The organism is Kribbella sp., from assembly GCF_035655035.1.
Lineage (GTDB): Bacteria > Actinomycetota > Actinomycetes > Propionibacteriales > Kribbellaceae > Kribbella.
Map to the genome: position 1 here is coordinate 1 of NZ_DASRVN010000126.1, position 18,899 is coordinate 18,899.

At 67.4% G+C, this 18,899-nt stretch carries 14 protein-coding genes; all 14 read left to right on the forward strand.

Features of this window, described 5'->3' with window-relative positions; translation table 11 throughout:
- On the forward strand, window positions 1-1,098 hold a 1,098-nt coding region (locus VFF46_RS07125), incomplete at its 5' end, for an MCE family protein (RefSeq protein WP_325036219.1).
- A complete protein-coding gene (locus VFF46_RS07130; protein WP_325036220.1) occupies window positions 1,095-2,126 on the forward strand; it encodes an MlaD family protein in 1,032 nt (343 codons plus the stop codon). The genes VFF46_RS07125 and VFF46_RS07130, both read left to right, overlap by 4 nt.
- A complete protein-coding gene (locus tag VFF46_RS07135) occupies window positions 2,123-3,136 on the forward strand; it encodes an MCE family protein (RefSeq protein ID WP_325036221.1) in 1,014 nt (337 codons plus the stop codon). The genes VFF46_RS07130 and VFF46_RS07135 overlap by 4 nt, the downstream gene beginning before the upstream one ends.
- The gene (locus VFF46_RS07140; RefSeq protein ID WP_325036222.1) at window positions 3,136-4,323 is read left to right on the forward strand and encodes an MCE family protein; all 1,188 of its coding nucleotides are present in this window, start codon (window positions 3,136-3,138) and stop codon (window positions 4,321-4,323) included. Before VFF46_RS07135 ends, VFF46_RS07140 begins: the two co-directional genes overlap by 1 nt.
- Window positions 4,320-5,564 (forward strand): MCE family protein, encoded by a 1,245-nt coding sequence (locus VFF46_RS07145; protein WP_325036223.1) that lies wholly within the window; start codon window positions 4,320-4,322, stop codon window positions 5,562-5,564. The genes VFF46_RS07140 and VFF46_RS07145 overlap by 4 nt, the downstream gene beginning before the upstream one ends.
- Window positions 5,561-6,850: an MlaD family protein gene (locus VFF46_RS07150; protein WP_325036224.1), complete on the forward strand. Its 1,290-nt coding sequence runs from the start codon at window positions 5,561-5,563 to the stop codon at window positions 6,848-6,850. The genes VFF46_RS07145 and VFF46_RS07150 overlap by 4 nt, the downstream gene beginning before the upstream one ends.
- The gene (locus VFF46_RS07155; RefSeq protein WP_325036225.1) at window positions 6,847-7,338 is read left to right on the forward strand and encodes a hypothetical protein; all 492 of its coding nucleotides are present in this window, start codon (window positions 6,847-6,849) and stop codon (window positions 7,336-7,338) included. Before VFF46_RS07150 ends, VFF46_RS07155 begins: the two co-directional genes overlap by 4 nt.
- On the forward strand, window positions 7,338-8,033 hold the full coding sequence (locus tag VFF46_RS07160; protein WP_325036226.1) for a hypothetical protein: 696 nt from the start codon (window positions 7,338-7,340) through the stop codon (window positions 8,031-8,033). The genes VFF46_RS07155 and VFF46_RS07160 overlap by 1 nt, the downstream gene beginning before the upstream one ends.
- A 263-nt stretch (window positions 8,034-8,296) precedes the next feature.
- Entirely contained in the window at window positions 8,297-11,779 is a 3,483-nt protein-coding gene (gene rpoB / locus VFF46_RS07165; protein ID WP_325036227.1) for a DNA-directed RNA polymerase subunit beta, read from the forward strand.
- 68 nt (window positions 11,780-11,847) lie between these two features.
- On the forward strand, window positions 11,848-15,708 hold the full coding sequence (locus tag VFF46_RS07170) for a DNA-directed RNA polymerase subunit beta' (protein ID WP_325036228.1): 3,861 nt from the start codon (window positions 11,848-11,850) through the stop codon (window positions 15,706-15,708).
- A 140-nt stretch (window positions 15,709-15,848) separates the two neighbouring features.
- Window positions 15,849-17,120, forward strand: a complete 1,272-nt coding sequence (locus VFF46_RS07175) for a nuclear transport factor 2 family protein (protein ID WP_325036229.1) — start codon at window positions 15,849-15,851, stop codon at window positions 17,118-17,120.
- A gap of 607 nt (window positions 17,121-17,727) precedes the next feature.
- Complete coding sequence (rpsL, locus tag VFF46_RS07180) at window positions 17,728-18,102, forward strand: 30S ribosomal protein S12 (protein ID WP_130384649.1); 375 nt, start codon at window positions 17,728-17,730, stop codon at window positions 18,100-18,102.
- Complete coding sequence (gene rpsG, locus VFF46_RS07185; RefSeq protein ID WP_131286359.1) at window positions 18,102-18,572, forward strand: 30S ribosomal protein S7; 471 nt, start codon at window positions 18,102-18,104, stop codon at window positions 18,570-18,572. Before rpsL ends, rpsG begins: the two co-directional genes overlap by 1 nt.
- Window positions 18,573-18,642: 70 nt before the next feature.
- A partial coding sequence (locus VFF46_RS07190) for a GTP-binding protein (RefSeq protein WP_325036230.1) occupies window positions 18,643-18,899 on the forward strand: 257 nt, incomplete at its 3' end.

Here is an 18,899-nt window from a genome sequence, read left to right on the forward strand (position 1 = left end):
GTCGACCTGGCGCTGAAGCCGGACCAGGTGGACGAGATCTCCGCCGCGGTCAGCGCCCGGATCCTGCCGAAGACGCTGTTCGGCGAGAAGTACGTCGCGCTGGTGCCGCCGAACGGCCCGGAGGGCGCGCACATCAAGGCCGGCGACGTGATCGAGCGGGACAAGACCGCGGTCGGCATCGAGATCGAGAAGGTGCTGAACGACGCGCTGCCGCTGCTCCAGGCGGTCGACCCGGCCGACCTGAACGCCACGCTGAACACGCTGGCCACCGCGCTCGAGGGCCGCGGTACCGAGATCGCCGGCACACTGACCCAGCTGGACGAATACCTGAAGAAGCTGAACCCGAGCGTCCCGAAGCTGATGGACGCGCTCGCCAAGCTCAGCCAGGTCTCGGACATCTACGGCGCGGCGACCCCGGACCTCGTCCGCGCGCTGCGCAACCTGACCATCACCGGCAACACGGTGGTCGAGAAGGAGAAGCAACTGCAGGCGTTCTTCGTCGACGTCCAGCAGCTGTCGAACACCGGCAACGCGTTCCTGCAGGCGAACGAGGACCGCGTGATCCGGCTCGGCCAGGTCAGCCGCCCGGTGCTCGACCTGCTGGAGAAGTACGCGCCCGAGGTGCCGTGCTTCCTGCAGGTGATGACCGACACCACTCCGATCCTGAACGACACGTTCCGCGACGGCCGGCTGAACATCAACCTCGAGCTGATCACCAACCAGCCGACGCCGTACGCGCCGAACGAGCTCCCGGCGTACAAGGACCACCGCGGCCCGACCTGCGTCGGCCGGAACTACAGCGTCCCCGGCGAGAAGCCCGGCCCGTACACGCAGCAGAACCCGGCGCCCTACGTGACCGGTGACGACGGCGTGATCGGCGACCACAACAAGAACCAGCGGTTCCCGGTGAACCTGCAGCTCAACCGCGTGATGCCCGGTGCCGCGATGGACACCCAGGGCGTCGGTACGCCGGCCGAGCAGCAGGTGATCGACTCGGTGGTCGGCCCCGCGATGGGCGTGCCCGCGAACGACGTACCCGACCTGACCACCCTGATCGTCGGCCCCCTCCTCCGCGGCGGGCAGGTGAATCTAAGGTGAGCTTCTTCGACCGGAAGACCACGTTCGACACGGTGCGGCTCGGGATCTTTGTGGTGGTGACGACGATCGCGACCGCGCTGCTCGCGGTGACGATCGGCAACATCAGCTTCAACTCGACCACGAAGTACCGCGCGGTGTTCACCGACGCGGTCGGGCTGAACCAGGGCGACGACATCCGGATCGCCGGCGTCAAGGTCGGGCAGGTCGACAAGATCCAGCTCTACCAGGACAAGCTCGCGATGGTGACGTTCAGCGTCAACTCCGACCAGATCCTGGATACGTCGACGCACGCGACGCTGCGCTACCGGAACCTGGTCGGCAACCGGTACGTCGCACTCACCGACGGCGTCGGCGGGGGCCCGCGGCTGAAGCAGAACGGCATCATCCCGAAGGAACGGACGACGCCGGCGCTGGACCTGTCGCTGCTGTTCAACGGGTTCAAGCCGCTGTTCACCGCGCTCACCCCGGCGGACGTGAACCAGTTCGCGTTCGAGGTGATCAAGGTGCTGCAGGGCGAGGGCGGCACGATCGAGTCGCTGCTGGCCAAGACCGCGTCGCTGACCACCACGCTGGCGAACGCCGACCAGGTGATCGGCGACCTGATCACCAACCTCACCTCGACGCTGCAGATCGTCTCGCAGCGGCAGCAGAACTTCTCCCAGCTGCTGGTCAACCTGCAGCAGTTCATCACCGGGCTGAGCCAGGACATCAACCCGATCCTCAGCTCGCTGACCTCGATCAACTCGCTGAACACCAAGACCGCCGGCCTGCTGCAGCAGACCCGGGTGCCGATCAAGGCCGACCTGGACAAGCTCCGCACGGTCGCCGGCACCCTCGACGACACCCAGTCGATCTGGGTGAAGACCCTGCAGTTCATGCCGCAGAAGCTGAACTCGATGACCCGGACCGCGTCGTACGGCTCCTGGTTCAACTTCTACCTGTGCAACTTCGACGGCAACGTCACGCTGCCGATCGGCACCCGCATCCCGGTCTCGTACCAGCTGAACTCGGCGAGGTGCAAGAAGTGAAGCCTTTCCGGGAACAGAACCAGGTGACGATCGGCGTGGTCGGGCTGACCGTGATCGGGCTGATCATGCTGGCCGCCTTCAAGGCGCAGGACCTGCCGCTGATCGGTGGCGGCACGAAGTACGCCGCGCAGTTCTCCGAGGCGGGCGGGCTGAAGGCGAACGACGAGATCCGGGTGGCCGGCGTCCGGGTCGGCAAGGTCCGTGACGTCGTCCTCGAAGGCGCCCACGTGCGGGTCGACTTCGTGGTCGACCAGGGCGTCAAGCTCGGCGACCAGACCAGCGCCGAGATGAAGATCAAGACGCTGCTCGGCCAGAAGTACCTGAAGCTCGACCCGGCCGGTTCCGGGCAGCTGAAGCCCGGCTCGGAGATCCCGCTGGACCGGACGATCTCGGCGTACGACGTGGTCGACGCGTTCACCGACCTCGCCAACACCACCGACCGGATCAACACCGCGCAGCTGGCGAAGGCCCTGGACACGTTGTCGGCGACGTTCCAGAACACGCCCGCAGAGGTCCAGGCGTCGCTGACCGGGCTGTCCCGGCTGTCGGAGAACGTGGCCAAGCGGGACGCGCAGCTGAAGCTCCTGCTGCAGCACTCGAACGTGGTCACCAAGGTGCTTGCCGACCGCAACCAGCAGCTGATCAAGCTGATGAAGGACGGCAACAAGGTCTTCCAGGCGGTGCAGGCCCGGCGCGCGCTGATCCACCAGCTGCTGGTGTCGACGCAGGCGCTGTCCGCGCAGATCACCGCGCTGGTCCGGGAGAACCGCAAGGACCTCGCGCCGACCCTGCAGAAGGTGAACGCGGTGCTCGCGGTGCTGCTGCAGAACCAGAACTCGCTGGACGCCAGCCTCAAGGGTCTGGCGCCGTTCGTCCGCGTCTTCACGAACACGCTCGGCACCGGGCCGTGGTTCGACACGTACCTGCAGAACCTCGCGCCGGTACCGGAGATCCCGCTGCCCAAGGTGCTGCCCACCGGCCTGCCTCCGATCCTGGGAGGTGGCGGCTGATGAAGGTGAACGCACTGTCCCGGCTGATTGCGGTGGCGGTGGTCCTGGTGATCATCGCGGTCAGCGCCGTCACGCTGTGGCCGAAGCCGAAGCGGGTAAACGCGACCGCGTACTTCCCGCGCGCGGTCTCGATCTATCCGGGGTCGGACGTCCGGATCCTCGGGATCAAGGTCGGCCAGGTGGAGAGCATCACGCCGGCCGGTCGCTCGGTCCGGGTGAAGTTCTGGTGGGACGCGAAGAACAAGGTGCCCGCGGCCGCGAAGGCGGTGATCGCGTCGCCGTCGATCGTCGCGGACCGGTACCTGCAGCTCACCCCGGCGTACTCCAAGGGTGCCGTGATGGCCGACGGCGCGGAGATCCCGCTGGACCGGACCGCCGTACCGCTGGAGCTCGACCAGATCTACCAGAGCCTCAACGACCTGTCGGTGGCGCTCGGTCCGAAGGGCGCGAACGACCAGGGCGCGCTGTCCCGGCTGCTGGACGTGTCGGCGAAGAACCTGAACGGTCAGGGCGCGAAGATCAACCAGACCATCACCGACGTGTCGAAGCTGACCAGCACGCTGTCGGGGAACTCGTCGGCGCTGTTCAACACGATCCGGCAGCTGCAGACGTTCGTGTCGGCGCTGGCGGCGAACGACTCGCTGGTCAAGCAGTTCAACTCGAACTTCGCGCAGACCACGACCACGCTGGCCGGTGAGCGCAAGGACCTGGGTACGGCGCTGGCGCTGCTGGCGACCGCGCTCGGCGAGGTCGCGTCGTTCGTGAAGGAGAACCGGGGCCTGGTGAAGACGACGGTCTCCAGCGCGACCCAGCTGTCGCAGATCCTGGTCAAGGAGAAGGCCGCGATCGCGGAGGTGCTGGACACGGCGCCGCTCGGCCTCGGCAACCTGGCCCGGATCTACAACCCGCAGTACGGCACGCTGGACCAGCGCATCAACGCGGCCCAGCTCGACGACCCAGCGACGTTCATCTGCTCGCTGCTGGTCCAGGCCGGCCAAGGGCTATCGACCTGTTCGGCGCTGAAGCCGGTGCTGGACGCACTCAACAAGCTGCCGCTGCTGACGTCGCTGACCGGCGGCGCTCCGGCCAGCGGCGGCCCGGCCGGTACGCCGTGGGCGCCCGCGCCGCAGGCCCCGCTGAACCGCCCGGACCCGGTGGACCCGACGCTCGGGGGGCTGGTCAAGTGAGCCCCAGAACCCTGCGTGGTACGTCGTTCGTCGCCGGGATCGCCGCACTGGCGATGCTGCTGACCGGATGCGACTTCTCCGTGTACTCGCTGCCGCTTCCGGGCGGGGCGAAGATCAAGGGGCCGTCGTACACCGTGACCGTCGAGTTCGCGGACGTCCTGGACCTGGTGCCGAAGTCGTCGGTGAAGGTCGACGACGTCACGGTCGGGACCGTCGAGAAGGTCTGGCTGGACGGGTACATCGCGAAGGTCCGGATCAAGCTGCCGAAGAGCCTCGACCTGCCGGACAACACGCATGCCACGATCCGCCAGACCAGTCTGCTCGGCGAGAAGTTCGTGTCGCTGTCCCGGCCGACCGGTTCCGAGCAGCCGCACGGCAAGCTCGAGAACGGCGAGGTGATCCCGCTGTCCCGGACCACCAGCAACGTCGAGGTCGAGGAAGTCCTGTCGGCCCTGTCGCTGCTGCTGAACGGCGGCGGCGTGGCCCAGCTGCAGATCATCACCCAGGAGCTGAACAAGGCCCTGACCGGGAACGAGCCGGCCATCCGGGACGTGCTGACGCAGCTGAACATCTTCGTCGGGACGCTGGACCAGAACAAGGACCGGATCATCACCGCGATCAAGTCGGTGGACGCGCTGGCGAAGAAGCTGAACGCGCAGAAGGCGACGCTGGCGACCGCGATCGACTCGTTGCCGACGTCGATCAAGGTGCTGGACCAGCAGCGGGCCGCGCTGGTGAAGACGCTGCAAGCGCTGGCCACGCTGGGGAACACGGCGACCCGGGTGATCACCTCCGCGCAGAAGGATCTGGTGGCGAACCTCAAGTCGCTGTTCCCGATCCTGACCAAGCTGGCCGAGGCGGGGGAGAACCTGCCGAAGTCGCTGCAGTTGCTGTTCACGTACCCGTTCCCCGACCAGGCCGCGAACGCCGCGAAGGGCGACTACACGAACCTCGGGATCACCCTCGACGTGGACACCCAGAAGGCGCTGAAGGGTCTGCTCGGGCTGAAGGTGCCGACGGCCGGCCCGACGGCGTTGCCGACGCTCGGGATCAGCCTCCCGGTCCACCTGCCGACCAGCCCGGGCGCGGGCAGCACGTCGGGCCCGGCGCTGCCGCTTCCGACCGGTACGTCGACGACCTGCATCACCCTGCTCGGGCAGCCCGTCTGCACTCCACAGCTCAAGCGGTCCGGGTTCGATCCCGACCTGGCCCGGGCCCTGATGCCGGGAGCGGTCTCATGATCACCAGAGCGGTCCGGATCCAGCTGATGGTGTTCCTGCTGATCACCGTCGTCGGCGTCGCGTTCGTCGGCGCCCGGTACGCCCAGGTCGACCAGCTGGTGGTGAACAAGAACTACACGGTCAGCGCGAGCTTCGCGGAGTCCGGCGGGATCTTCTCCGGCGCCGAGGTCACGTACCGCGGCCAGCCGGTCGGCCGGGTCGGCGAGCTCAAGCTGCTGCCCGACGGCGTCGACGTGAACCTGGAGATCGAGAAGAAGTTCAAGATCCCGAACGACCTGCTCGCGGTCGTCGCGGACCGGTCCGCGATCGGCGAGCAGTACGTCGACCTGCAGCCGCGCCGTGACGGTGCGCCGTACCTGCAAGACAACTCGAGGATCGCCCGGCAGGACACCGCGATCCCGATCGACACCACCGAGCTGCTGCTGAACCTCGACCAGCTGGTGACCTCGGTCAACAAGGGGAGCCTGAAGACCACCGTGCGCGAGCTCGGCGCCGCGCTGAAGGGCAAGGGCACCGACCTGCAGAAGATCATCGACAGCTCCGGCAAGCTGATCGACAACGCGGACGCGAACGTGCTGCAGACCATCAAGCTGATCAACGACGGCGACACCGTGCTGGCCACCCAGGTCGCCAGCGGCGACGCGATCAAGACCTGGGCGAAGAACCTCGCGCTGCTGTCCGACACCCTGGTCAGCTCGGACACGAACCTGCGGACCGTGATCGACCAGGGCTCGCTCGCCTCCACCCAGATCACCGGGCTGATCCGGGACAACAGTGCGGACGTCGCGGTGCTGCTCGGTAACCTGCTGACGGTGAGCCAACTGACCGCGGTCCGGCTGGATGCCGTCGAGCAGCTGATGGTGGTCTACCCGGCGGTGGCGATGGGCGGGTACGTCGTACCGGCGAAGGACCCGGGCACCGGGCACTACGACGCGCACTTCGGCCTGGTCGTCGGGCTCAGCCCGCACGCCTGCACGGCCGGGTACGGCGGTACCGACAAGCGGATCCCGCAGGTCGTCACGAACACGCCGGCGAACACGAACGCGTCCTGTACGGCGAACCCGGCGACCGGGGTCAACGTCCGCGGCTCGCAGAACAAGCCGGCGCCGTCGTCGCGGTACCTGAACCGGACCGGGTACGGCGTCGGCTACGACCCGGCGACCGGTCAGGCGGGCGGTACCGGCGGGATGCCGGACATCGTGCTCGGCTCGACCGGCGGACAGCAGGAGCTGCTCGGCAAGGACTCCTGGAAGGCCCTCATCCTCGGACCGGTGACCGGCAAGTGAAGGTAAGAAACGGCAGGCTGCTGCTGGCCTGGGGGCTCAGCGTGTTGCTCGTGGTGGCGCTCGCCGGGCTGACGTTGTCGGTGGTGGCGCTGAGCAAGCAGCGGGCCGCCGACGCGGAGCGGACCGGTGCGATGAAGGCGGCGCGGCAGCTCGCGCTGGACTTCACGACGTACGACTACCAGACCTGGGACACGGACTCGAAACGGGTGATCGACGAGTCCACCGGGCAGTTCAAGCAGGAGTTCCAGGCCGGGATCGACGCGGTGAAGACCGACGTGGTGTCGAACAAGGCGACCTCGAAGGGGGACGTGAAGGAGGCCGGTGTGGTGTCGAGCGACAAGGACTCCGCGCAGGTGCTGGTGATCGTGAACGCGGTCGTGACGAACACCGCCTCGACCACCGGGACCGAACGCCGGTACCGGATCAAGCTGGACATGGTCCGGGAGAAGGACCGCTGGCTGACCGCCGACCTTCAGGTGGTGGGCTGATGTCAGGACCGCGCAACCGCCCCCGGATCGCCGGCCAGCGCCGGACCGCGAAACCGGCCGAGCCGGGCATCGTCGAGCCCGAGATCGTCGAGGAAGAGCGTCCGCAGGATGTGACCCCGGCCACAGCGGCGCCGGAAAAGGCCGAAGCAGCCGAGCCGACAGCTCCCGAACGATCTACGGAGAGTGACCGTCCTGCCACCCCGGACCGCCCGCGCGGCCTCGGGAACCTGCTGACCGCGGCCCTCGGCGTGGTCGTCGTCCTCACCCTGGCCGTGGCCGCCGTACTCGGCGTCAAGGCCTGGCACGGCCAGCAGGCCGAGGACGCCCGGGACCAGGCCGCCGCGGCCGGCCGGAAGGCCGCTGAGACCGCTCTCAGCTACGACTATCAGCACCTGGACGCGAGTTTCGCCGCCGCGCGGGCGACGATGACCCCGGACTTCGCGGCCAAGTTCGACGAGACCGCGAAGGTGGCCGGCGAGCTCGCCACCAAGACCAAGGCCACGGTGAAGGCCGACGTCCGCGAGGTCGCGGTCCGCGACGGCGACGCCGACCGGGTCACGCTGATCATCTTCGTGAACCAGACCACGACCAGTACGATCACGAAGGGTAGTCCCCGGGTGGACCTGAACCGGACCCGGTTCACGATGGTCCGAAACGGCGACCGATGGCTGGTCCAGGAGATCGCCGGACTGTAATCTCTACCTAACTCCGCACCAAGAGGACGCCGGACGTCTCGTGGGTGATCTACCCGCTGGAGACCCTGGGTCGGTCCTTGACGGAGAGGGTGGTCCAAGGCAGACTATTGGACCCCATTGGACAGGCTTGCCTGAATCATGTAACCTATTGCTTTGCGCTGCCTTTTCCCTCGCCCTCGTTCGAGTCGTGACTTGACTGGGGCGGCTTGGCGTGCGCTCCCAGCACCGAAGTGATTTTTTGCGAGCCCGTGGAAGGACGCCCCTTGGTCGCCTCGCGCAACCCCCAGTCCGACAGCATTTCCAACGTCACCGGCCCCCGCCGCATCTCCTTCGCGAAGATCTCCGAACCTCTCCAGGTTCCGGATCTGCTTGCGCTGCAGGTGGACAGTTTCGACTGGCTGGTCGGTAACGAAACGTGGCAGGCCCGCGTGGCCGCCGCCGAGGCCGAGGGGCGGTCGGACCTGTCCGGCCCCAGCGGCCTGGAAGAGATTTTCGAGGAGATCTCCCCGATCGAGGACTTCAGCGGCACCATGTCGCTGTCGTTCCGCGACCACCGCTTCGAGCCTCCGAAGAACACGGTCGACGAGTGCAAGGAGCGGGACGTCACGTACTCCGCTCCGCTGTTCGTCACCGCCGAGTTCATGAACAACGAGACCGGCGAGATCAAGAGCCAGACCGTGTTCATGGGCGACTTCCCACTGATGACCCGCAAGGGCACGTTCGTGATCAACGGCACCGAGCGTGTCGTGGTCTCGCAGCTCGTCCGCTCGCCCGGTGTGTACTTCGAGCGCACCCCGGACAAGACCTCCGACAAGGACATCTTCACCGCCAAGATCATCCCGTCGCGCGGCGCGTGGCTGGAGTTCGAGGTGGACAAGCGTGACATGGTCGGCGTCCGCCTCGACCGCAAGCGCAAGCAGAACGTCACCGTCCTGCTGAAGGCGCTCGGCTGGACCGACGCGCAGATCCTCGAGGAGTTCGGCGACTACGAGTCGATCCGCCTCACCCTGGAGAAGGACCACACCTCCGGGCAGGACGACGCGCTGCTGGACATCTACCGCAAGCTGCGTCCGGGTGAGCCGCCGACCCGCGAGGCCGCGCAGGCGCTGCTGGAGAACTACTACTTCAACGGCAAGCGCTACGACCTGGCCAAGGTCGGCCGCTACAAGATCAACAAGAAGCTCGGCCGCGACGAGGCGCACGACCAGGCGGTGCTGACCGTCGACGACATCGTCGCCACGATCAAGTACCTGGTCGCGCTGCACGAGGGCAAGACCGAGCTGCCGGCTCCGCGCGGCGAGATCGTGGTCGAAGAGGACGACATCGACCACTTCGGTAACCGCCGTCTGCGTACCGTCGGCGAGCTGATCCAGAACCAGCTGCGCACCGGCCTGGCCCGGATGGAGCGGGTTGTCCGGGAGCGGATGACGACCCAGGACGTCGAGGCGATCACGCCGCAGACCCTGATCAACATCCGCCCGGTGGTCGCGGCGCTGAAGGAGTTCTTCGGCACCTCGCAGCTGTCGCAGTTCATGGACCAGACCAACCCGGTCGCGGGCCTGACCCACAAGCGCCGGCTGAACGCGCTCGGCCCGGGTGGTCTGAGCCGTGAGCGGGCCGGCTTCGAGGTCCGCGACGTACACCCGTCGCACTACGGCCGGATGTGCCCGATCGAGACCCCGGAAGGCCCGAACATCGGCCTGATCGGCTCGCTCGCGTCGTACGGCCGGGTGAACGCGTTCGGCTTCGTCGAGACGCCGTACCGCAAGGTCGTCGAGGGTGCCGTCACCGACCAGGTGGACTACCTGACCGCCGACGAGGAGGACCGGTTCGTCATCGCGCAGGCGAACGCCGCGCTGACCGACGACAACCGGTTCGCCGAGGAGCGCGTGCTGGTCCGTCGCCGTCACGGTGAGGTCGAGCTCGTTCCGGTCGACGACGTGGACTACATGGACGTCTCGCCGCGCCAGATGGTGTCGGTGGCGACCGCGCTGATCCCGTTCCTCGAGCACGACGACGCGAACCGCGCGCTGATGGGTTCGAACATGCAGCGCCAGGCGGTGCCGCTGATCACCTCGGACGCCCCGCTGGTCGGTACCGGCATGGAGTTCCGCGGTGCGGTCGACGCCGGCGACGTGGTGGTGTCGGACAAGGCGGGTGTGGTCAAGGAGGTCTCGGCCGACCTGATCGAGATCGCCGCCGACGACGGCACGTACCAGACCTACCGGATGGCGAAGTTCCGCCGCTCGAACCAGGGCACCTGCATCAACCAGCGCCCGCTGGTCGACGCCGGGCAGCGGGTCGAGATCGGGACGCCGCTGGCCGACGGTCCCTGCACCGACGAGGGCGAGATGGCCCTCGGCCGGAACATGCTGGTCGCGTTCATGACGTGGGAGGGCTACAACTACGAGGACGCGATCATCCTCAGCCAGCGCGTCGTGCAGCAGGACCTGCTGACCTCGATCCACATCGAGGAGCACGAGGTCGACGCCCGCGACACCAAGCTGGGTCCGGAGGAGATCACCCGGGACATCCCGAACGTCTCCGACGAGATGCTGTCCGACCTGGACGAGCGCGGCATCATCCGGATCGGCGCCGAGGTCACCACCGGTGACATCCTGGTCGGCAAGGTCACCCCGAAGGGCGAGACCGAGCTGACCCCGGAGGAGCGGCTGCTGCGCGCGATCTTCGGCGAGAAGGCGCGCGAGGTCCGGGACACGTCGCTGAAGGTGCCGCACGGCGAGGAGGGCACCGTCATCGGTGTCCGGGTCTTCGACCGCGACAACGGCGACGAGCTGCCGCCGGGCGTCAACCAGCTGGTCCGGGTGTACGTCGCCCAGAAGCGGAAGATCTCGGTCGGCGACAAGCTGGCCGGCCGGCACGGCAACAAGGGCGTCATCTCCAAGATCCTGCCGGTCGAGGACATGCCGTTCCTCGAGGACGGCACCCACGTCGACGTGATTCTGAACCCGCTGGGCGTGCCCGGCCGGATGAACGTCGGCCAGGTGCTCGAGACCCACCTCGGCTGGATCGCCTCCCGCGGCTGGGAGGTCGACCCGGAGAACGAGGCGGAGTGGGCGCAGCGGCTGATCAAGCTCGGCGCCGGCGCGGCCGAGCCGATGACGAACGTCGCCACCCCGGTCTTCGACGGCGCCACCGAGGAAGAGGTCACCGGCCTGCTGTCCTCGACGCTGCCGAACCGGGACGGTGTCCGGATGGTCAACGGCCAGGGCAAGGCCCGGCTGTTCGACGGCCGTTCGGGTGAGCCGTTCCCGGACCCGATCGGTGTCGGCTACATGTACATGCTGAAGCTGCACCACCTGGTCGACGACAAGATCCACGCCCGGTCGACCGGTCCGTACTCGATGATCACCCAGCAGCCGCTGGGCGGTAAGGCCCAGTTCGGTGGCCAGCGGTTCGGCGAGATGGAGGTGTGGGCCTTGGAGGCCTACGGTGCCGCCTTCGCGCTGCAGGAACTGCTGACGATCAAGTCCGACGACGTCGTCGGGCGGGTCAAGGTGTACGAAGCGATCGTCAAGGGCGAGAACATTCCCGAGCCGGGTATCCCGGAGTCGTTCAAGGTTCTGGTCAAGGAAATGCAGTCCCTCTGCCTCAATGTCGAGGTGCTCTCGTCCGACGGAAGCCGGGTCGAGATGCGCGACAGCGAGGAGGACGTCTTCCGGGCGGCGGAGGAACTGGGCATCGACCTGTCCCGGCGCGAGCCGAACAGTGTCGAGGAGGTCTGAGCGGGTTGCCGCTTGACATCAACAACCACCCCACTCAGACCACTTTTAGCAACGGGAGATAACACATCGTGCTCGACGTGAACTTCTTCGACGAGCTTCGGATCGGCCTGGCCACCGCGGACGAGATCCGCCAGTGGTCTCACGGCGAGGTCAAGAAGCCGGAGACGATCAACTACCGGACCCTCAAGCCCGAGCGTGACGGTCTGTTCTGCGAGAAGATCTTCGGTCCCACCCGGGACTGGGAGTGCTACTGCGGTAAGTACAAGCGCGTTCGCTTCAAGGGCATCATCTGCGAGCGGTGTGGCGTCGAGGTCACCCGCTCCAAGGTGCGCCGCGAGCGGATGGGCCACATCGAGCTGGCCGCCCCGGTCACCCACATCTGGTACTTCAAGGGTGTTCCGTCGCGGCTCGGCTACCTGCTCGACCTCGCCCCGAAGGACCTCGAGAAGGTCATCTACTTCGCGGCGTACATGATCACCGACGTCGACGACGAGGCGCGGCACCGCGACCTGTCCTCGCTCGAGGGTCGTGTGGACGTGGAGCGCAAGCAGCTCGAGAACCGTCGTGACAACGACATCGAGCAGCGGATGAAGAAGCTCGAGGAGGACCTGGCGCAGCTCGAGGCCGAGGGCGCCAAGGCCGACGTACGCCGCAAGGTCAAGGAAGGCGCCGAGCGTGAGGTCAAGCAGCTGCGCGACCGTGCGCAGCGCGAGATCGACCGCCTCGACGAGGTCTGGACCCGGTTCAAGAACCTGAAGGTCCAGGACCTGGAGGGCGACGAGATCCTCTACCGCGCCATGAAGGAGCGGTTCGGCAAGTACTTCGAGGGCGCCATGGGTGCCGCCGCGATCCAGCGCCGGCTGGAGACCTTCGACCTGAAGGCCGAGGCGGACAACCTGCGCGAGACGATCAAGACCGGCAAGGGCCAGCGCAAGACCCGCGCCCTGAAGCGGCTCAAGGTCGTCACCGCGTTCCTGGCCACCAACAACAGCCCGATGGGCATGGTGCTCGACTGCGTCCCGGTGATCCCGCCGGACCTGCGGCCGATGGTTCAGCTCGACGGTGGCCGGTTCGCCACCTCGGACCTGAACGACCTGTACCGCCGGGTGATCAACCGGAACAACCGGCTCAAGCGGCTGCTCGACCTGGGCGCGCCGGAGATCATCGTCAACAACGAGAAGCGGATGCTGCAGGAGGCCGTCGACGCGCTGTTCGACAACGGCCGCCGCGGCCGTCCGGTCACCGGCCCGGGCAACCGGCCGCTGAAGTCGCTGTCCGACATGCTCAAGGGCAAGCAGGGTCGTTTCCGTCAGAACCTGCTCGGCAAGCGCGTCGACTACTCGGGCCGTTCGGTCATCGTGGTCGGCCCGCAGCTGAAGCTGCACCAGTGCGGTCTGCCGAAGGCGATGGCGCTGGAGCTGTTCAAGCCGTTCGTGATGAAGCGGCTGGTCGACCTCAACCACGCGCAGAACATCAAGTCCGCCAAGCGGATGGTCGAGCGTCAGCGCGCCCAGGTCTGGGACGTGCTGGAAGAGGTCATCACCGAGCACCCCGTGCTGCTCAACCGGGCACCAACCCTGCACCGGCTGGGTATCCAGGCGTTCGAGCCGCAGCTGATCGAGGGCAAGGCGATCCAGATCCATCCGCTCGTCTGCTCCGCGTTCAACGCGGACTTCGACGGTGACCAGATGGCGGTGCACCTGCCGCTGTCGGCCGAGGCGCAGGCCGAGGCCCGGATCCTGATGCTGTCGACGAACAACATCCTGAAGCCGGCCGACGGTCGGCCCGTCACGATGCCGACCCAGGACATGATCATCGGCATCTACTTCCTGACCATGCTGAAGGACGGCGTGAAGGGCGAGGGCCGGGCGTTCGGCTCGGTGGCCGAGGGCATCATGGCCTTCGACCACGGCGAGCTGTCGCTGCAGGCGAAGATCACGCTCCGGCTGAACGGTTCGGCCGCTCCGGCGGACGCGCTCCCGCTGCCGGACGGCGGGTTCAGCCTGGAGACGACGCTGGGCCGGGCGCTGTTCAACGAGGCGCTGCCGGCGGACTACCCGTTCGTCGACACCGAGGTGGGCAAGAAGCAGCTCGGCGGGATCGTCAACGACCTGGCCGAGCGGTACACCAAGGTCGAGGTCGCGCACGCGCTGGACGCGCTGAAGGACCTGGGCTACTACTGGTCCACCCGGTCCGGTGTCACGGTGTCGATCGACGACTTCAGCACGCCGCCGAGCAAGCCCGAGATCATGGCCCGGTACGAGTCCCAGGCCGAGAAGGTCCAGAAGCAGTTCGAGCGGGGTCTGATCACCTCGTCCGAGCGGCGGCAGGAGCTGATCGAGATCTGGACCGGCGCCAACGCCGAGGTCGGCAAGGCGATGGAGGAGAACTTCGCCAAGGACAACCCGATCTGGATGATGGTGCACTCCGGTGCCCGAGGCAACATGATGCAGATCCGGCAGATCTCCGGTATGCGTGGTCTGGTGGCCAACCCGAAGGGCGAGATCATCGCCCGGCCGATCAAGTCCAACTTCCGCGAGGGCCTGTCGGTGGTCGAGTACTTCATCGCCACCCACGGCGCCCGGAAGGGCCTGGCCGACACCGCGCTGCGGACCGCCGACTCGGGGTACCTGACCCGTCGTCTGGTGGACGTCTCGCAGGACGTGATCATCCGCGAGGAGGACTGCGGTACCGAGCGCGGCCTGCCGAAGAAGATCGGCGAGAAGGGCCCGGACGGCAAGGTCGTCCACGCCGAGAACGTGGAGACCAGCGCCTACGCCCGGACCCTGGCGACCGACGCCTTCGACCCGGACGGCAACCTGGTCCTGGCGGCCGGCAGCGACCTCGGCGACGTCTCGATCGCGAAGCTGGTCGCGGCCGGGCTCGAGGAGGTCAAGGTCCGGTCGGTGCTCACCTGTGACGCCAAGACCGGTACCTGCGCGAAGTGCTACGGCCGTTCGCTGGCCACCGGTAAGCCGGTCGACATCGGTGAGGCGGTCGGCATCATCGCCGCCCAGTCCATCGGTGAGCCGGGTACCCAGCTGACCATGCGGACCTTCCACACCGGTGGCGTCGCGGGTGATGACATCACCCACGGTCTGCCGCGTGTGGTCGAGCTCTTCGAGGCCCGCCAGCCCAAGGGCAAGGCGCCGATCTCGGAGGCCGCCGGCCGGATCTCGATCGAGGACACCGACAAGACCCGGAAGCTGGTGCTCACCCCGGACGACGGTTCCGAGGAGGTCGCCTACCCGGTGTCGAAGCGTGGCCGCCTGCTGATCGAGGAGGGTCAGCACGTCGAGGTCGGTCAGCAGTTGACGCAGGGTACGCCGGACCCGCAGGAGGTTCTGCGGATCCTGGGTGTCCGCAAGGCGCAGGAGCACCTGGTGGACGAGGTCCAGGAGGTGTACCGGTCGCAGGGTGTGGCCATCCACGACAAGCACATCGAGATCATCGTCCGGCAGATGCTGCGCCGGGTCACGGTGATCGAGTCGGGCGAGGCGAACCTGCTTCCGGGCGAGCTCGCGGACCGGATCATGTTCGAGGCGGAGAACCGCCGCGTCGTGGCCGAGGGCGGTACGCCGGCCTCCGGTCGTCCGGTGCTGATGGGTATCACCAAGGCCTCGCTGGCCACCGAGTCGTGGCTGTCGGCCGCCTCCTTCCAGGAGACGACCCGCGTCCTCACCGAGGCCGCGATCCACGGCAAGTCCGACTCCCTGGTCGGTCTGAAGGAGAACGTCATCATCGGAAAGCTGATCCCGGCGGGTACCGGCATGGACCGTTACCGCAACATCCGGGTGGAGCCCACCGAAGAGGCGAAGGCCGCGATGTACTCGATGGTCGGCTACGAGTCGTACGACTACGACTTCGGCCCGTCCAGCGGTCAGTCGGTCCCGCTCGACGACTTCGACCTCGGTTCGTACCAGAACTGAGTTCAGTCACCCCGCCGAGGGCGGTATCTCCCACCTGGGAGGTGCCGCCCTCGCGGCTTTTACCAGCCGGTACGGCGGGTGCCGGAAAGACACTCGGGGTGGCGGCTGAAAGTGTGCCCGGGATACGCCAAGATTGGTGCATGACGGATCTGCCGGCCTACCTGCGGCCTTTCGTCTTGGGGGTTCTGGAAGGTTCCGACGTACGTGTCGATCGCCTGGGGGAGATCGACCTGTACCGTCCGCCCGGTACCGCCCGAGGCGGCGCAATTCTCTTCGTGCACGGGGGACCAGGGCCGGACGGCCTCGAGGTGATGCCTCGGGACTGGCCGGTCTACAAGGGCTACGCGACCGCTGCCGCCAGGCGAGGCCTGGTGGCCGCAGTCGTCGACCACAGCCTGATCCACGGACTCGACCGCCTGGTCGTGGCCGCGGACGAGGTGGAGGCTGCGGTCGCCGTACTGCGTTCGGATCCGCGGGTCGACCCCGATCGGGTCGGCCTGTGGTTCTTCTCGGGCGCCGGCCTGCTGGCCGGGGAGTGGCTGGACAGCCGCCCCGACTGGCTGCGCTTCGTATCCCTGAGCTACCCGTTGCTCGCCACCCCGCCCGGTGTCGACGATCTGGTAACAGCTGCCGAGGTGATCGGCAAACACAAGGACCTGCCGGTGCTGCTGACAAGAGCTGGACTCGAGCGTGAGGAGCTCGCCGGTCCGGTAGCGGAGTTCGTCTCCGCGGGTGGCGCCGCGCTGGACATCATCGACGTACCGAAAGGGCACCACGGGTTCGACATGCTCGACCACACCGAAGAATCACGCGCCGCCGTGACCAAGGCTCTCGACTGGGCGATCGCCCACCTCGGCGAGCAGCCCGGCGACGACGGCAAGCTCCTCGTCCCACCACCTCCGGCCCGTAAGAAGGCCACCACGCCGCGCCGGCGGACACCGGCCGCACCCAAGGCCGGTGTCGCCGTACAGGATCCGCCAGTGGCTGCTGAGCCCGCCGTTCAGCAGGCACCCAGGGCCGTCCCGGCACCGGTCACCCAATCTCCGCTCGTGGACCTCGGGGCGGCGACCGTCGCCGCCGTCACCACCGAGACCGCGGCGGCCAGGGCGATCGACCGGGAGCACGCGGCGTACGCCGCCCACGACCTCGAGGCGTTCCTGGCGATGTACTCGCCGACCGCCCGGATCCAGCTCGCGGACGGCTCCGAACTGAAGGGCCGCCGGTTCCTGCGCGAGTACTACCGCCCGCGCTTCGACGCCGGCCGCTGCAAGACCGAGGTCGTCCAGAAGATCACGCTGGGGGAGTGGGTGGTCGAGCACGTGAACAGCTACGAGCACGACACCTCTACCGCCCAGCTGGCCCTCTACCGGGTCGTCGACGGCCTGATCACCGACGTCGAATTCCGTGCCTGACCGGCTCGACCGAGTCTGAGCGCGCGGCCGCGGATATCGCGGCCGCACGCGCGGCCGGAATGAGACGGTCATCCAGCTGGTGGACCGCGTCCGCGCAGGCGGTCGCGGCCCTTCGAGGTGTTCCTGCCGCGGATGGCGGCCGGCGGGTCGCGACGGCGGTCGTCCGGCGGGTCGCCGTACGGGCGTCGGACGCCGGGGACGAAGGGACGCCGATCCCTGTCCTGCAAGGGGATCGGCCGCGGCGGCAGCGCGGCGAGGCGTGCCTGTGGAAGCGTTTGCCGGGTGCCGCCGCCGGCGCGGACTTTCCGGCCGGCAGGGCCACTGCGCCGTCCCTGTACACTGAAAGGGCGGAAGGCTCTCAGCCGTGGTCGGTTAGTCATTTTGACCGTGCTTGAGGCACCCGCTAGTCTTAACGATCGTGCCCGGGGTCTTTCCTGGGCCGTCATGCGTGCCCCTCGTCCAACGGGTCGGGCCGCGTGGCACGGGACTCCTGCCGACAGTCTGGAAGATTACGGCTTCGGTCTGCTCGTGCGCACGCGACACACCCGACCGCGGGGGTCAGGTAAAAGCTACAAACCCAGCCGGACGACAGAAAGAGACCCACGCGGTGCCCACCATTAACCAGCTGGTCCGCAAGGGCCGCCAGGACAAGGTGTCCAAGAACAAGACGCCGGCCCTGAAGGGTTCCCCTCAGCGTCGTGGTGTGTGCACGCGCGTCTACACGACCACGCCGAAGAAGCCGAACTCGGCGCTTCGTAAGGTTGCCCGTGTCCGCCTGACCAGCGGTATCGAGGTCACCGCCTACATTCCGGGCGTCGGCCACAACCTCCAGGAGCACTCGATCGTGCTCGTCCGTGGCGGCCGGGTGAAGGACCTCCCCGGTGTCCGGTACAAGATCATCCGCGGTTCGCTCGACACCCAGGGTGTGAAGAACCGGAAGCAGGCTCGCAGCCTCTACGGCGCGAAGAAGGAGAAGAGCTAATGCCGCGCAAGGGCCCGGCCCCGAAGCGTCCGGTCATCATCGACCCGGTCTACAGTTCGCCGCTCGTCACCCAGTTGATCTCGAAGATCCTGGTCGACGGCAAGAAGCAGATCGCGCAGAGCATCGTCTACAGCGCGCTCGAAGGCACCCGGACCAAGACCGGCACCGACCCGGTGATCACGCTGAAGCGTGCGCTGGACAACGTGAAGCCGAGCATCGAGGTGAAGAGCCGCCGCGTCGGTGGCGCCACCTACCAGGTGCCGATCGAGGTCAAGCCCGGCCGGTCGACGACCCTGGCGCTGCGCTGGCTGACCACGTACTCCCGCGCCCGTCGCGAGAAGACCATGTCCGAGCGACTGATGAACGAGATCCTGGACGCGTCCAACGGTCTCGGAGCGTCCGTGAAGCGCCGCGAGGACACGCACAAGATGGCCGAAGCCAACAAGGCTTTCGCCCACTACCGCTGGTGATCCGGGGTCCGATCCGGACCCCAGTACTCACCCTTTGACGCAAGACAGAATCGAGAGGCAGACCACCGAGGTGGCCGTACAAATCACCACCGACCTGGCCAAGGTCCGCAACATCGGGATCATGGCCCACATCGACGCCGGCAAGACGACGACGACCGAGCGGATCCTCTTCTACACCGGTATCACCTACAAGATCGGTGAGGTCCACGACGGCGCCGCCACGATGGACTGGATGGAGCAGGAGCAGGAGCGCGGCATCACGATCACGTCCGCCGCGACGACCTGCACCTGGAAAGACCACACCATCAACATCATCGACACCCCCGG